We start from the raw sequence: 15,843 nt of genomic DNA on the forward strand, positions 1-15,843 counted from the left end.
ACAATAAACTCCCCTCCTCAGATGAGGAGGGGACGCTAAGCCGCAGGCTTAGCTGGGGTGGTTGACCCCGTCAGAACGAAACCCGAACGATTTCACCCGAACGTTACCCGGAAGGCTTATTTTAACGGCGCGGAAGCCCTCACCACCCCCGTTTTCGCTGGCGCGAAAACATCCCCTCCTTGATAAGGAGGGGAGTTTGTCGTTCTTCCTCCTCACCCCATCACCCCCCTCACTTCATCACCAACAAAATCTCATTCCAGCGCCCGGCCACGGAACAGCAGGTAGCCCAGGTGGCCGTACACGCTGAAGCGGCGGCTGGGGTCGTCGTAGAACATGCCGTGAATGGCCAGGGGGCCAACGGGCGTCTGGAAGATGAAGCCGGTGCTGGCCGTAAGGCGGGGCCGGTCGAAGGTGTTTTTCTTCACGGCCCGCAGGTCGTCGCCGGCTTCCAGGGGCTGGTAGTTGAGGTGGGCGAAGGCCTCGGTGCGCCATTCCACCTGCCCAAACAGGGGCATGATGTAGCGCAGGCCGCTGGCGATGTAGCGCGGCGAGCGGTAGGCGTCCATAAACGAGGTGCGCGAGTCGGGGAGGGGGGCAAAGACCGGCGCGGTGGTCTGGCTGGAGCGGTAGTTGGCAAAGCGGCCCTGCCCGCTGGCCACAATCTCCCCAAAATAGCCCCAAGTGTGCTTGCCCCCCTTCAGCTGGAAGTACTGCTCGATGGTGCCGCGCAGCTGCAGCCACTGGTGGTTGCGGGAAAGACCTTCCAGCTCCCCGGCCGTAGAGCCCGGCACGTACTTCTCCGAGCCGCTCACCCAGCGGGTGGTTACGACCACGCGCTTGCCGCGGGTGGCGTACTGCTTGCGGTTAAGGGAGTTGCGGGCAAACTGCAAGGCCATGGTTCCCCCGCGGAACTTGGTCACGTCGAGCACTTCGCTGCTGGTAATTTCCGGGATGTTGGCGTAGGAGTCGCTCAGGTAGAAGGCGCCCACGTCGAGCAGAATGCGGCTGCGGTAGTTGGGGCTGAGGCCCACCTGCGCGCCCACTTTGGTGTCGTTCTGCCGCACCTGGGTGCTCAGCACGTCGCGCCCCAGCAGGCCGCCGGTGTTCTGGTAGTCCCACTGGTTGTAAGTGATGGTGGGCTCCACGTAAAAGGGCAGCTTGCCCGGCACGTTGATGCGGAAGCCGCCCTGCGCCCCGTTGTAGAAGCGCCCCAGGCTCACGTTGGCCGAAGCTGAGTACAGCAGGCGGCGCAGGTAGCGGTACTCCACGCCCACGTAGAGGTTGTCGAGGGGCCGGTTGCTGAGCACGAAGCCGGCCTCGGCCGTCACATTGTTGTTCTGGCGGGCATCCACGCTGAAGACGTAGCCCTTGCGCTCGGCATCGTAGCGAATACGGGGGTAGATGTTGCGGAAAAAGTCGTCGGAGGCCAGGCGGTAGTAGCCTTCTTCCAGGTCGTCGATGGTGTAGTTCTTGCCCGTGCGCCGGAAGAACTGGCTGGCGTAGCTGTTCTGGTCGTCGCGCAGGCCCTGCACGCGCACCTCCACAAAGCGCGGGGTGGGGGTCGACTCCTGAAAGGCGCGGCGGCGCTTCTGCAGCTCCACGGTATCGACGCGCCGGGGGATGCGCTTGCGCAGCAGGGCCAGCTCCCGCGAGGCGGCCGAGTCGCCCCGCGCAATCAGCTCCGTGACGCGGGCGAAGTCGGTGCCGCCAAACCCTTCCAGGTCGGGCTGAATGAAAACACCGTTTTTGCCCACGCTGAGGGTGTCGGCCACGTTGGCCCCCAGAAAAATAAGGGTGCTGGTGAGCAAGGCATCGTCCTTCTGAAACGGGTATTTCTTGTAGGCCACGTCGCCCACGTTCACCCCGATAATGATGTCAGGAGCAAACTCCTTGCGCATCACGTCGGTCGGAAAGTTGTTGTAGATACCCCCATCGAACAGGTAGCGCCCGTCGGGGTTGCGGATGGGGCGGAAGGCCAGGGGCACGGCCATGGAGTTGCGCACGGCGTCCGACAGGGAGCCGCTTTTCTGAATCACCTGCTGGCGGGTAAACACCTCGGCAGCCAGGCAGCGGTAGGGCACAAACAGCTTGTTGAAGTCGTAGCCCGCGGCGGCCCCGGCCGGCGCCAGAATTCGGGCCAGGGCAAAGTTGAGGTTGATGTCGTTCACCAGGTTGGGCGTGATGCGGGCCTTGAAGCTGGAGTCCAGGGCCACGCCCACGCGCAGGGCCGAAGGCGAGGGCTCGGCCGTGAGGTAGTTAAAGGTCTTGTCCTCGGTAGGCTTGCCGCTCACCCAGTTCTGAAACTCGGGCGTGAGCATGAGCTGCTCCATCTCCCGGGGCGAGTAGCCGGCCGCGTACAGGGCCCCCACAATAGAGCCCATGCTGGTGCCAATGATATAGTCGATGGGAATGCCGTTGGCCTCCAGTACCTTCAATACGCCCACGTGGGCCAGGCCCTTGGCCCCGCCCCCGCTGAGCACCACGCCCACCTTCTGGGCCGGGGCCGTAAATGGAACAAGCGACAACAGGCCGGCCAGCAGCGCCAGCGCAGCAACAGGTATTCTTAACAGCATAGAATGAGGAAGAAAGCCCCGCGCATTGCGGGCCTTCCTGGTACGCCGGGGAGTAAGTCCAGGTTGTTGGCGCCTGACAGCATAAAGGAGGCTATTGCATTATTGCCGTGGGGTATCAGATTATTTTGGTACGTTACAGTATGAAATGCTATTATTTACTCTCCCTGTGCTTGTTGCTGACAGTCAGCTTTGGGGCATGTGCAGCCAACTTCAGCCCTTTTCAGCCTGGAGCATTGCAGCAATACATGCGGGTACAGGGTGACACCCTGTATAGCATGCGACTCAATAAAGTGGGATTTGCCCGGGGTGCAGACTCTACGTACTACTTTAACCCACGCGTCGGGGCTTACTTAGGACCGGGCAATGCTCCGCAGTGCCGTCATTACCGCTACGCCGAAAACCTGTTTGGCGGGCAGATGGAAATTAACCGGCCGGGTACGTTTCAGGCTACCTACCGGTTGGTGTTTGGCAACTATACGGCTCCAGTTTATAATGATATGTGGGACATCCACCCCCGTCAGGCACTCAACCAGCCTTGGGCGTTCGGCATGGGGCTTACGGCCCAGGTCACGGCTCGCGGGACGGCACTGGTGTTGGGTTTATCCGATTCAGTGGTAACCATTTCCCTGTCTGATGGCCGGCAGTTGCGCCTTAGTAAAACGTTTGGGCTACTTGAGGGGCCCGTATTGATGGATTACTTCTTTCGGGACACAACCGCAGTGCGACGGCTTTTGCTGGTAGCTCTGCCCGACCGGCAGATGGGGCAAGGCTACCTCACGCCGCAGGGTATTTATGATTTTCAGCCAGGAGATGTATTCTGGTACAATACCTATAGTCGAGTCGTATCCAATCCCTCGCAGGACTACAGTTACAACTATGCCGACAGTATTATGGCACGTAGGGGTAGTCGCAGCAGCGACACGCTTACTTACCTTATCTGGCGGTGTTCGCCAGCCAGTCCGACCGGGTTTGTATATACGCTTACGGTATCAAGCCGTTCGATGAGGATGCTAGTTCGCGGTACAGGCGAATACGCTCCTGCACCGGGCAGAACACGGAGGGGAGGGGTGATGCGAACCGCCGTTGTCAACCCTACGTGGAGCAACCGAGCAGTTTGGCGCTACGACGGTCGCTTCTCCTGGTGCGGCTTGGGCAACACCTTCAGCGACTCAGCCAGCCTGAATAGTGCCTGGATTGACGCAGAACAGCGAATGGACTTTGCTGTAGGGCTGGGCCAAACGAACTTCTATGAGGAAAACACAACCTGCTGCTGGGAGGGTACTCGTTTGATTGGCTACCGAAAGGGAGCCGAGCGCTGGGGAATGGCCCCAAGCCTTAGCTGCCGGCCCCTGCTGTCTGCCAAAGCTTCAAACCAGCCAGCACGTGCTACTGCTGTACCTAATCCTTTCAGCGAGGAACTGACCCTAACTTTTATTACTCATCGGGCACAGGCGGTAACGCTGCGTCTATTCAATAGCCTGGGGCAGGTGGTGCTTGATGCAACGCAAGTGCTGCCAGCAGGGTCACAGCACTTAAAGGCTCCAACTACTGGATTACTTTCAGGTATCTACTCCGCACAGATTCTGTTAAAGGCCGAGAATCGCCGGGAAGTCATAAAGGTGATTAAGCAATAAATGCCAGGTTAATTTTTGTCCTTCTTAACCTATTCTCTTTCTTGTATATGCGTCATTTTTACCTTTGTGCCCTGCTCCTGCTGGCCCTGGCCATCCGCAGCCAGGCCCAGGACTTCCGCCCCTTCCGCCCTGGCCTCACCTACCAGTACAGCGAGGCCGGCACGCCCGGCGACACCACCCACACCCTGCGCCTGGGGCCTGGCACCCGGGTAGGGGCCGACTCGGTGTTTCGCTTCAATGCCCGCACCAGCCGTAGCTACCAGGCGGGCCCGGTAAACTGTGGCCGGCAGGTGGCCCGACCCGACAACCTGTTCGGGGCTTCCCTTACGGTTCTCGCCAACGCGGTCTATACTCTTACCGCTGCCAATGGCCGGGCCCTTACCCTGCGGCCTCGCTCGCCTCTGGGCCAGCCCTGGGCTGCTGCCCCTGGCCTCACGGCCCAGGTGACGGCCCGCACCCAGGGTAGTGCGGCCCTGCTGCCCCGTGCCGATTCACTGGTCACCATCACCCTGTCCGACGGGGCCAGCCTGCTGCTTAGCAAAAGCTTTGGCCTGCTGCAAGGGCCAGCCCTGGGCGCTTACCTCAACCCACGGCTGCCCCGAAAAAGCCTGCAGCTTACGGCCCTGCCCGAGCTGCAGGCGGGCGTAAGCCGGCTGGGAGCCCTGGCCGCCTACGACTTTCAGCCCGGCGACGTCTTCCTGCGGCGCACGTATTCCTACGGCATTGGCGCGCCCTGCACGCAGTACACCTGGACGCGCGACAGCATTCTGACCCGCACCGCCAGCCGCCGGGGCGACACGCTCAGCTACCGGATTTGGCGGCGCACCCTCACGCAGGTGTGCGGCAACGGGCCCGGCACCCTCTCGTCGCCGACTACAGTCACGCTGGTTGTCACGGCTGCCTATCGGAATATGGGCACACTCACCGGGTACTGGGAGGAGCGTACGGCGGGTGGTAGCGGCGTCGGGCTCCTGCATTCGGCCAGCTACCGCAACAGCCGCTTCAACAGGCGCCCTGTGCAGGAGCACGCTCAGCACGCGGCCTGCATGAGCAGCCCAGCCGCCGACACCACCGGTCTGTTTAACACGGGCAGCCTCGACTTCGGCTACGAGTTCCACACCGCCCCCGGCCTCGGGGAAGTGTATGAAGCCTCCCTCAGCTTCAGCGGCGACCTTACCATCCTGCTGGGCTACCGCAAAGGCGCCGAATCCTGGGGCCAGCTGCCCGGCTTTGCTCAACTCATGCCCGCAGCTACGCGGCGGGCCGCCGCTACTACCCTGGCCTGGCCGAACCCCTTCGGCCCGGAGCTGCGCGTGGCAGTTGAGCTAACCCGCCCCCAGGCCTTGAGCGCGGAGCTGCGCAATGCCCTGGGGCAGCTGGTGCTCGGCCCCACCAGCTCCGCGACCTACCCCGCCGGCTCGCATACCCTGGCCCTGAACACCACGGCCTTGCCCGCTGGCCTCTACACCCTGCACCTGCGCTTCGAAGCCGAGGGGCGCAGCGAGGTGCTGAAGGTGCTCAAGCAGTAACCAGCCTTGTTGGTCCCTTGTCCCATTGCTGCCTCAGGCTTTTCTTTCTTGTATATGCGTCATTTTTACCTTTGTGCCCTGCTCCTGCTGGCCCTGGCCATCCGCAGCCAGGCCCAGGATTTCCGCCCCTTCCGCCCTGGCCTCACCTACCAGTACAGCGAGGCCGGCACGCCCGGCGATACCACCCACACCCTGCGCCTGGGGCCTGGCACCCGGGTAGGGGCCGACTCGGTGTTTCAGTTTGGCCCCTGGGCCTTGCCCGCCAGAGCCGGAAACACAACTGCCTGCTTTGGCACCCACCTGCTGCGAACCGATAACCTGTTCGGCGCCACGCTCACCCTGCGAGCCGGGGGAACCATGCTCCTGACGGCCGGCAATGGGCAGGCGCTGCGCTTGCAGCCCCGGGCGGCCGTGGGCCAAAGCTGGCCGGCCATGCCTGGGCTCACGGCCACGCTCAGCAGCCGTATGCCGGGGCTGGTGCTGGGGCAAACCGACTCCATTGCCACCATCAGCTTCTCCAATGGGCAGCAGCTGCGCCTGAGCAAGCGCTTCGGCTTAGTCGAAGGCCCAGCCCTTATCGCCTGGCTGAACGGCCGCTACCGGGCCCGCTCCCTGCAGCTGACGGCGCTGCCCGAACTGGGCCTGGGCAGCAGCCGCCTGGGGGCCCTCAGCATCTACGACTTTCAGCCCGGCGACGTCTTCCTGCGGCACCACACCACTTCCGGCTTTGGTGGGCAGCTGTGCGACGAAACCTGGCAGCGCGACAGCGTGCTGACGCGTACGCCCAGCCAGGGCGGCCGCGTTATCACCTACACCATCTGGTCGCGGCGCCTCTACCGCGGGTATGGCTCGCCCACGGCCCCGCTCGGCTTCTGCAGCAGCACGGGCACAGTGCTGAGCCCCGCCACGACGGTCACGCTGACGGTTTCCGAGCAGATGCAGGACCCGGCCGCCGCGCTTACCGGCAGCTTTTACACGTATCCCAACTCGCCAGGCTACTACGGGCTGGTAGCGTCCGTCGGGGTGCGCGCCCAGCGTTTTCCTGGCCGCTACGAGCAGCAGTTCTCCAACCGGCAGGCCTGTCTGCCGCAAATTGGCGACAGCTTGCGGCTGGCCATCATAATCGACGCAGTATCGACCCAGTCGTTTGCCACCGGGCTAGGGGAAGTCAGATACGGCGCGGGTGGTATTTACTACGACAGCAGCAACGAGCTGGTCGGCTATATCAAAGGCGGGCAGGCCTGGGGCCAGCTGCGCGGCTTCGCCCAGCTGCTATCCACGGCCCCTGCCAAAGCCGCAGCCACTACCAGCGTATCCCCCAATCCCTTTACCCAGGAGCTGACCGTCTCCTTCGAGCTGAGCCGCCCGCAGGCCGTGGCCGTGGTGCTGCACGATGCCCTGGGCCGCCAAGTGCTCAGCCAGCCGGCCGCGGCCATGCCGGCAGGGGCTGGAAAGCTGGCTCTGGCCACGGCCGCGCTCGCACCAGGCCTCTATACCCTGTGGCTGAAGCCCGCCAGCGGGCCCGCGCAGGTAGTGAAAGCAGTGAAAGTATTTTAGGGTAGCGGTAGCCTGGCGCAACCATCCGTTTCGCACGGCACAGCAGGCGCCTGAATGGCACCGCGCAGCATTGCCAAAGTCAGGGGCCAGTAGTGCAGAACAACGTTTCGCGCTACTGGCCCCTGACTTTAATGCGTTCAAAGAAGAGCAGGTTGTTATTTGACAGTCAAACGCTTACTCAGAGGCTAACACCTGGCAACTAACAACTAACAACTAACAACTATCAACTTATTCACGCACCACCCGCTGGCTTAGCTTGCGGCCGGCGCCGCGCACCAGCAGCAGGTAAGTGCCCCGGGGCAGGTGGCCCAGCAACATGGGGTGAGCCTGGGCGCCGGGCAGGGAGGTGCTCAGCACCTGCCGGCCCAGGGCATCGACCATGGTTACCTGGTATTCGGCCCGGGGCAAGGCGCTCAGGTCGAGGGTGGCTTCGCCGGCGCTGGGGTTGGGGTAGAAGGCCAGGGTGGCCGGGCCGGCAAAGACGACCGTGCGCACCGGCGAGTAGCTGGCCGTGCCGTCGGTGTCGACCTGGCGCAGGCGGTAGTACACCGTGCCACGCGCCCGGGCGCCAATACCGGCATCGGTGAATGCGTATATCGTGGCCGCCGTGGTGCTGCCCTGGCCCAGCACCTGCGCAATTTTTATGAATTCGGTGCCATTCAGGCTGCGCTCTACGTCGAAGTGCTTGTTGTCCAGCTCCAGGGCCGTATGCCAGGTCAGCTGGGCGTCTAGGTCCTGCACGGGCTTCGCGCTGAAGCGGGTGAGCTCAACCGGCAGCGGGTTGCCGATGGGAATGGTGAACGTAGCCGTGTTGTTGCTGCCCGCGCCGCTGGTGTCGGTGGCCGTGTAAGTGAATACGGCATTGCCGGCGTAGCCATAGCGCGGCGCAAACACGAGCCGGTTGGCCTGGGCCAGCGGAATAACCTGGCCGGGAAACACCGGCGAATTGTTCAGGTAAAGTACGCCGGCGGCGGCGCCCGGCAGGGTTCGAATGGTGAACGTGCCCACCGGCGGCCCACTGATAACGGTGGCTTGCAGCGCAGAAAGGGGGGTGGCCGGGGCCTGGTCGCTGAGCCGGCTGTTGGTTACATCATTGGCAATAAGGGTTACAACGCAGGTGCCCACGTAGAGGTCGTCAATGCCGAAGTCGTTGCCGCCCACGTCCTTGTTTACATCGCGAATCTCCACTACTGCCGAGGTCTGGCTGCCCGAAAACCAAAGGTCGGAAAGGCGTACGTAGGTATTTACCGTGGTGGGCAAGGTTGTCACCGACGAAGTAGACCTGCCATTGATAACGAATCCGAGCTGGGCCGGACTGCCGGGGTTCACGCTGGCCGCATACGCCGAGAAGGTGTAGTAGCGGTTGGGCTGCACGGCCACGGTTTGCTGGTACACCACCGACAGGTCCTGGGAGCCGTTCACAATCATGAAGCTGTCGCCGGGGCCGGTACGGCCGTTGCCGGCAAAGTTGGGGTGGTAGGCCGCTGCGCTGCTGCCCACGGTGTACACGCCCTCGGGTATAAGGCTGCGGTTCCCGGTGCCCGCGTAGCCATAGCTTGAGGTAAAGCCCGTATTGCCCGCCGTGAAGCTGGGGTTGGCCAGCAGGTTGGTGCCCGTGCCGCTAAGGCAGACCAGGCGCGCATCGTACACGTTCAGCTGCACCCGCGAGATATTGGAAAAAGGAGGGTTGGCGCCGGGTACGTTTACCCGGTACGTGAAGCTGTCGGGGCCCAGGTAGCCGGCGTTGGGGGTGTAGGTGTAGCTGCCATTGGCATTCACTACTACCAAGCCCCGGCTGGGGCCTGTCACAAGCTGTACCGTGAATGCGCTGTTGGCCAGGTTGGCAGGGTTGGCATCGTTGAGAATGACATTGCCCGACTTAGCGCCATTGCCCGGCACCTCGTTGCTGTCGTCGTTGGTCACGAAGAAGTTGCCCGGGGCAATGGTAACGTTCACCACGGCCTGGTCGGGTGCCGCATTGCTGCCTTGCCCGGTGCTGGTGCCCACGATGCTTCTCACTTCAGCGGTGCCCGGGGTGCTGGGCGCCGTAAAGCCGAAGGTGTAGGTAATGGCGCTGCCGCTCTGCAGCACGGAGGTGGTTTCGAAGGTAATGGTAGCCGCTGCTGCATTGTAGGTAGCCGTGCCGGGCAAGGCCGCCAGCTGAGCCGGCGTCATGGTACTGCCCGCTGGCAGGCGCACAGCCTGCGTCACGTCGGTGGCCCACTGCGGGCCGTTGTTGTGGAAGGTAACGGTGTAGGCGCCCGACGAAATGCCCCCGCCCAGGGTGGCAGGCCCCGACAGGGTGGTGCCGACGTCGGCAATGGGAGCAACCACCGGAATGGTGTAGGTGGCGGGCAGGTTGGAAAGCTGCCCGTTGCTGCTGGCGGCGTAAAAAGTGAAGGTGGCATTGCCCACAAAAGTCGGCTCGGGGTCGAAGGCCAGGGTAGCCGCCTGTGCGCTGCTGAGGAGCTGGCCCGCCGTGGCAGGCTGGGTGCCCACGTAGAGCGTGCCGCTGCCAGCTGCCGGCAGGGTTGCCAGCACGAAAGCGCCGGCCCGGCCGCTGGCCTGGCCTGGGTCGGTGCCGGCCAGCGGCAGCAGGGCCGTGCGGGCGCTGGTGCTCAGCAGGGCCGGGGCCTGGGTGACGGCCAGGGCGGTGGGCGGCAAGGGGCTGGGGCCGGCGCACAGCTGGCTGTTGGGCACCACCTGCCGGGCAAAGGGAGCCGCCCCGGCGGCGCTGTACGCCAGCTCCAGGGTGTTGCCGCCGCCATTTTCGCCGTAGTACAGCAGCACGTTGTGCAGGCCCGCCGACAGCGTAGCCGTGGCCTGGCGCAGCAGGCTGCCGTGCAGGCCGCCGTTGTTAATGAGGGCGTTGGTGGCCGTGGGAGCCAGGGCAGCGCCATCTATCCACATATAAGAAGCGTCGTCGGAGGTCAGGTAGAAGGTGTAGTCGCCGGCCGCTGGCAGGTAGATGCTGCCCCGGTAGCGGGCTGAGAACAGCTCGGGGTTGTTGTGCTCGGGCGAGCTCGTGCTGCTGCTGGCCCGCGTAGCCGGCGGAATTATGGCGCCCCAGCCGGCGGGGCTGTCGGTATAGGAATCGGCAAAGCGCAGCTGGGGCTCAAGCCGGGTAAGGGCGGGCGTATTGCTGAAGAAAGCCAGGTTGTCGGCAAAGTAGCCAGCGTAGTAGTCGGCCGACAGGCCACTGGCCGGGCTGCCGGTGGCGTACGAGGGCTGGCAGCCCGCGGGCGGGGCCGCCGCCGGCCACACCGTGAGCCCAAGCGTGGCCTGGTCGGGCTGGGCATTGGGCGCCTGCACGCTGCTGGTGCTCACGGTGCTGCCCAGCGCCACCACGCCGGTGGTAGGCGGGGCAGTGAAGCTGAACGTAAACGAGTTGGCCCCGCCTGCGGGCAGCACAGCGGCCGTGCCGAAGTGCAGGGTGCGGGTAGCAGCTGCGTAGGTAGCCCCGCTGGGCAGGGCAGCCACCTGGGCCGCGGTGAGGCTGGCCCCGGCCGGCAGCACCACGGTCTGCACTACCTGGTTGGCCTCGCCGGGGCCTGCGTTGCGGAACGCAGCCGTGAACGGCCCCACCACCTGCCCGGCGCCGGCCGTGACCGGTCCGGTAAGCGCGGTGCTTACGTCGGCGTTGGTTTGCCGGTACAAGGCCAGGTCGTCGAGGCCAAAGTCGTTGCCGCCGCTGGCCAGGGTCAGGTTGCGCAGGCGCAGCACCAGGGTGCCGGCGCTGCCGGTGTTTAGGGTCACCGTGTTCAGCTGCCACTGGCCGCCGTCGCTGGGGTTGGTGAAGGCCGGGCCTGCGTCGGTGCCGTTCACGGAAAGCTGCAGCTGAGCCTTGTTGGCGGCAATGGCGTTCAGCAGCCAGAAAGAGAAGGTATAGTCACGGTTTGGCGTCAGGCCGGTTACTGTTTGCTCCCATACCACAGCGCCCTGGGTCGAGCCGTCGGCAATCAGGTAGTTGCCGGTGCCGGTGGTATGGTCGCCGTAGCTGGCCGGGAACCCCATGTTAAAGGCCCGGCTATCCGGGCCGATGGTGGACTGGCCTGCCTGGGAGCTACCCGTTGGCAGCACATAGGTGTAGGCCGAAGCAAAGCCGCTGTTGCCAGCCGAAAAGTCGGGGTTGGTCAGCAGGTTTTGCGCGTGCCCTATACCGGACAGCAGCAGAAGCAGCAGAATACTTCGTAGGGTAGCTTTTTTCATAAAACAAGAAGGGCATGTAGCGGGCGTTTAACAGCGCATTGGCAGGAACTACCGGGCGGCGAATCAGGCTCTTAAAAGCGGGAGGTAGTCTGGCGCGGCTGGCCAGCTACTTCCAGTCGATGCAAGCCGTAGATACCCGTCTTTTCCCCGGCGGAAGAGTGCTTTTAGGTCAAAGGTGACTGGCATCTTCCCGGCATTCCAACCCCCCGCAGCACCTACTTGGACGAACAACGGTCCCCCTTGGCCCAACAGCTTAAATCGTTAGTCGACTAGCCGGCTGCTTTCATTGCCAAAACCTGCATGTCGTGGGTTGCCGGCACTCTGCCCAGGCTATCATGAACAAGGCCCGGCCGGAAGCATGCTTCCGGCCGGGCCTTGTTCTTCTACAATCAACCTTACCAGGTCAGTGGTGTCTTAAGCGGAGGCCGCCGAAAATCGATTCGCAACGAGCTCCGGGCCAGATGGTGCTGTGGGGCGGTGCCGCCAGGCCGTTTGCTGGCCCCGGGCAGTGGCCAGACTGGTCTACCGGGTGTTGAGTAGTTAAAAGTTGAGCGTTAAGAGTTAAAACCGAAAGGGTTGTTAACTCTTAACGCTCAACTTTTGGTCTTAATAGTCAGAAAGATGAATCGTTCTGTAACTAAGGAGCTAGCCAGTTGCCAAGTGGGCCGGGTAGGTTGCGCACAACGGCAAACGCTACCGTAAGCGTGACGGCCAGCCACCCCAGCCAGGGCTGGTAAAGCAACGCCAGGCGCCGGGGGCGGCCCGTCAGCCAGGCCCGTGCCCCGTCGATGGCACCCAGCGCCAGCACCGGCAGGAAGGCTACCGCCAGCAGGTTCAGGCCGGCGGCCCGTGCTACCTGGCCGTGTAGCAGCGCGTGCGTAGCCCGCTGCGAGCCGCAGCCCGGGCAGTAGAGGCCGGTAAGCAGGTTAAACGGGCAGCGCGGAAACGGGTAGCGGGCAGGGTCGAGCGTGAAGTACAGGGCCATCAGCCCCAGCCCCAGCAACACCGCCCCCATCAGCCGCTTGTGCCCGCTCATGCTCCGCTAGTTGCCGTCCTGCATGGCGCCCAGCATGCCCGCGCCTACGCCCATTACCACTACGAAGACGATGTAAAGCACATACACGCCTATGCCCACGAACAAGCCAATCTTCGTCCACTTGCCGGCACTCTTCGACGACTCCAGCGCCCCGGCATAGTCGCCGGCGCTGTACTTGCTATTCACTGCGGCGGCGTTGATGATGCCCACAATCCCAAAAGGAAGGCAGCAGAAGATGGTAACGAGGATAGACTCGACCAGCCAGTTTTTAGGAGGTGGCCCCCCTGGGTTCATACCGCCCGCGGGCATGCCAGAATTGGGGTTGTAGGATTGTTCCATGGAAGAAAATAAAAAAGAGAAGAGGGTTGAATTTCAGGTAAGATTAAGGGATTTGCATTCAACCACCAAATCATGCAGGTTAACTTTCCTGTGAGAGCGGCTTTTCGGCCCGGGCACTGTGGAAAAGGTATACATCAGCCTGGCAGCGGTGGTAGGCTGGCCCTACCATTTCCGGAAAATCACGTACACGGCCGCCACCAGCAGCGCAAACCCGGCCACATGGTTCCAGCCCAGCTTATCGGTCTTAAAAACAAACACGGCACAAAGGGTAAAGACCGTCAGGGTGATAACCTCCTGAATCACCTTGAGCTCGAACAAGCTGAAGGGGCCGCCATTGCCCTCGTACCCGAGGCGGTTGGCCGGCACCTGAAAGACGTACTCAAAAAATGCCAGCCCCCAGCTCACCAGCACTACCCCCACAATGCCCAGCTTGCTAAACCAGGCCAGCTTTTTAAACTGCAGGTGCCCGTACCAGGCAAAGGTCATAAACAGGTTGGAGATGGTGAGCAGCAGAAGTGTAAGCGGGCCTTTCATGGCGTGGCAGGTAGGTTGTGATGAGCCGGCAATTACAGCAGTCTGCAACTGCAAAGCACGGCAGCCATGCCCCTACAGGTATAAAAAAGCCCCACCGCCAGTATTGGCGGTGGGGCTTTTATCGGCCGGCGCAGGCCAGGCAAGTCGTGAGTGCTACAATGGGTCAGCCGTGACTTTAAAGCGCGACTCAGCACGCACGGTTACATCGCGGGCAATGGGCTGGCCCAGCTGGGCTTTGGTGGTGAGGGTGTACGTTGGCGACTTCAGGTACTTGTCAAGCCTAGCGTTGGTAGAAGTCAGCTCAAACGAAGTAACCCCGCGCGGTACCTGGTCGGCATAAGCCAGGCGAATCTGGTCGTTGGCATCGGTGCTGATGAAAAGCTCAATTTTCTGGAGAAAGTCGAAGTTCTGCCCGGCTGGGTCGGCAATGGTCAGCGTGAGCTTGTTCAGGCTCACGTCCTTCACCAGGTCGGCCCGGGTGTTGTTGTTGCGGAAGGTTTCCTCCGAGCGCGTTGTTACCGACACAGGGGCCAGAAATCCCAGCCCTCCTAAAGGAAAATTAGACGGAATACGCACGTTTTGGGTGTCGTCGACGTAGAACGTGAGCAGCTCGTTTACCTTTTTGCAGCCAACCAGCAACAGCAAAAAGGCCAGGGGAGTCAGAAGCAGGAACCTTTTCATAAGTTGGAACAAGATTTGACTTTATACCGTCGCAGAAGGAGCAAAGTTCCTCCACAGTTGAGGTGCTGGGCAGAACCATCTTTCGGCTGCAAAACAACGCAGCTGTCTCACTTATCTTTGTCAACTATCTTATTTCATACTTTCCGGCTCATGAAATCAGCTTATTCTTTGGCTGCCCTGCTTTTGGGTCTGTCATTGTCCAATACCTACGCACAGAGCTCGCGCGACCAGGCTGAGGCGCTGGCCCTGTACCGGCAGACCAACGCGGCCGCCACGGCTCCTGGTCTGCGTAAGGCTCTGAGTGAGCAGACCATGGGCTTGCTCGACGATGGACAATTTCGGCTCGGTGCCCTGCGTACCTTCGACAACCGCCGTCGCCCGGTGCCGGGCCTGCGCTACCACGCTGGTCTGCGCCTGCTCGAAGTGCAGGACTCGCTCGGTTCCGATACCACCCACCTTTGGCCCGTAGGCAGCCTACGCGGCTTCGACCTCGGGGAGGTAGGCGACCCCGAAAACCCTCTGCGCCGCTTCCGCCCCCGCCTGGTGAAGGAAGGCCTGACCGGCACCCCCCGCCGCGAGTTTGTGGAAGTACTGACTACCGTGGATGCCGGCCCGCTGCTGCTGGCCTGGCTGTACACCCCCGGCCCCGACCCCGAGAAAACCGGCCGCCGCCCCCTGGTGCAGGTACTCGTAGCTGGCCCCGGCGTGGGCAACGATGAGCCCCTGCGCCCCGTGGCCCTGACCAAAGACGACGTGCTGAAGCTATTTGGCAAGCGCGGCGAAGAGGTTCGCTCTTTCGCGGCTGGCCAACGCCTGACTTACGACAAGGCCACCGACGTTGCTCGTATGGTCGACTACTTCAACCGGGTGGCGCTGGCTAAGTAAGTAGCTGCTGTTGCGCAGCGTCTGCCAAAGCAGCGGTTTTTGTTTCTGGTTGCTGGTTAGAACGACAACGAGAAACCAGAAGCTAGCAACCAGAAACCAGCGGCATCGGAACAAAAAAGCCAGCTCTCAAGAGCTGGCTTTTTTGTTCCGATGCCGCTGGCCTTAGAATGGGTCGGCGGTAACTTTAAACTGCATGTCGGCGCGCACGGTCAGTGCCTGGCTTACCGGCTGCCGCGTCTGCACTTTGGTGGTGATGGTGTAGGAAGCGCCTTTGAGGTACTGGTCCAGCTTGGTGTTGGTGGAGAGCAGCTCGATGCTGCTCACGCCGCGCGGCACCTCGTCGAGGTAAGCCAGGCGCACCTGCTCGCTCTGGTCGCTGCCGATGTAGAGCTCAATGCGCTGCAGAAAGTCAAAATTCTGCCCGCTGGGGCTGCTAATGCTGAGGCTGAGCTTGTGCAGGCTTACGTCCTTCACCAGGTCGGCCCGGGTGTTGTTGTCGCCATACGTCTTGCTGTTATCAACCGTGACGGGCGGTAGGGTCACCAGCGTGCCTTGCGTAGAGGCCGGAATGGCTGGAATCTGAATGGTTTGCGAATGCTTTACGGTGAAGGTGAGCAGCTGCTGAATCTTCTTGCAGCCTACGGCTCCGGCCAGTAACAAAACTAGCGGCAGCCAGGCAAGTAGTTTTTTCATGCGTGAGAGTAGGTGGTGCCTTACTACCACGTATTCAGCTTTATAGTTCCTTTTGCCAAGCTGTAGGGCTGGTTCTGGGCTTCCTCTGCCATGTCAGTCAGAAATAGAAAAGCGGCGTGGCTTGGTGAGTTGTTACCTCACCAGGCCACGCCGCTTTTTATTGCCAATGCGGG

At 62.3% G+C, this 15,843-nt stretch carries 11 protein-coding genes; 4 read left to right on the forward strand and 7 right to left on the reverse strand.

Annotation, left to right across the window (positions count from 1 at the left end):
* Positions 1–251: 251 nt before the first annotated feature.
* Entirely contained in the window at positions 252–2,573 is a 2,322-nt protein-coding gene (locus tag ABD919_RS01710) for a patatin-like phospholipase family protein (protein ID WP_345233221.1), read from the reverse strand.
* Positions 2,574–2,713: 140 nt separating this feature from the next.
* Between ABD919_RS01710 and ABD919_RS01715 the strand changes: the two genes are divergently transcribed.
* The 3 genes from ABD919_RS01715 to ABD919_RS01725 are packed head-to-tail and all read left to right on the forward strand — an operon-like array spanning position 2,714 to position 7,293.
* The gene (locus tag ABD919_RS01715) at positions 2,714–4,207 is read left to right on the forward strand and encodes a T9SS type A sorting domain-containing protein (protein WP_345233223.1); all 1,494 of its coding nucleotides are present in this window, start codon (positions 2,714–2,716) and stop codon (positions 4,205–4,207) included.
* 47 nt (positions 4,208–4,254) lie between these two features.
* A complete protein-coding gene (locus tag ABD919_RS01720) occupies positions 4,255–5,736 on the forward strand; it encodes a hypothetical protein (protein ID WP_345233225.1) in 1,482 nt (493 codons plus the stop codon).
* Positions 5,737–5,790: 54 nt separating this feature from the next.
* The gene (locus ABD919_RS01725; protein WP_345233227.1) at positions 5,791–7,293 is read left to right on the forward strand and encodes a hypothetical protein; all 1,503 of its coding nucleotides are present in this window, start codon (positions 5,791–5,793) and stop codon (positions 7,291–7,293) included.
* Between the two features lie 228 nt (positions 7,294–7,521).
* Here ABD919_RS01725 and ABD919_RS01730 read toward each other — a convergent pair whose 3' ends face one another.
* The 5 genes from ABD919_RS01730 to ABD919_RS01750 form a co-directional block, all read right to left on the reverse strand.
* Complete coding sequence (locus tag ABD919_RS01730; RefSeq protein ID WP_345233229.1) at positions 7,522–11,502, reverse strand: cadherin-like domain-containing protein; 3,981 nt, start codon at positions 11,500–11,502, stop codon at positions 7,522–7,524.
* Between the two features lie 637 nt (positions 11,503–12,139).
* Entirely contained in the window at positions 12,140–12,538 is a 399-nt protein-coding gene (locus ABD919_RS01735) for a DUF2752 domain-containing protein (protein WP_345233231.1), read from the reverse strand.
* Positions 12,539–12,544: 6 nt separating this feature from the next.
* Positions 12,545–12,877, reverse strand: a complete 333-nt coding sequence (locus ABD919_RS01740) for a CD225/dispanin family protein (RefSeq protein WP_345233233.1) — start codon at positions 12,875–12,877, stop codon at positions 12,545–12,547.
* Between the two features lie 162 nt (positions 12,878–13,039).
* Positions 13,040–13,411, reverse strand: coding sequence for a DMT family protein (locus ABD919_RS01745; RefSeq protein ID WP_345233235.1), 372 nt, complete (start codon positions 13,409–13,411; stop codon positions 13,040–13,042).
* A 153-nt stretch (positions 13,412–13,564) separates the two neighbouring features.
* Positions 13,565–14,092: a hypothetical protein gene (locus ABD919_RS01750; RefSeq protein WP_345233236.1), complete on the reverse strand. Its 528-nt coding sequence runs from the start codon at positions 14,090–14,092 to the stop codon at positions 13,565–13,567.
* Between the two features lie 195 nt (positions 14,093–14,287).
* Here ABD919_RS01750 and ABD919_RS01755 point away from each other — a divergent pair, with 195 nt between their 5' ends.
* Entirely contained in the window at positions 14,288–14,977 is a 690-nt protein-coding gene (locus tag ABD919_RS01755; protein WP_345233237.1) for a hypothetical protein, read from the forward strand.
* Positions 14,978–15,139: 162 nt separating this feature from the next.
* Here the strand turns inward: ABD919_RS01755 and ABD919_RS01760 are convergent, their stop codons facing one another.
* Complete coding sequence (locus tag ABD919_RS01760; protein WP_345233239.1) at positions 15,140–15,670, reverse strand: hypothetical protein; 531 nt, start codon at positions 15,668–15,670, stop codon at positions 15,140–15,142.
* Positions 15,671–15,843 lie beyond the last annotated feature (173 nt).

The sequence above is a fragment of the Hymenobacter saemangeumensis genome, from assembly GCF_039541835.1.
In the GTDB taxonomy this organism is placed as follows: Bacteria; Bacteroidota; Bacteroidia; order Cytophagales; family Hymenobacteraceae; genus Hymenobacter; species Hymenobacter saemangeumensis.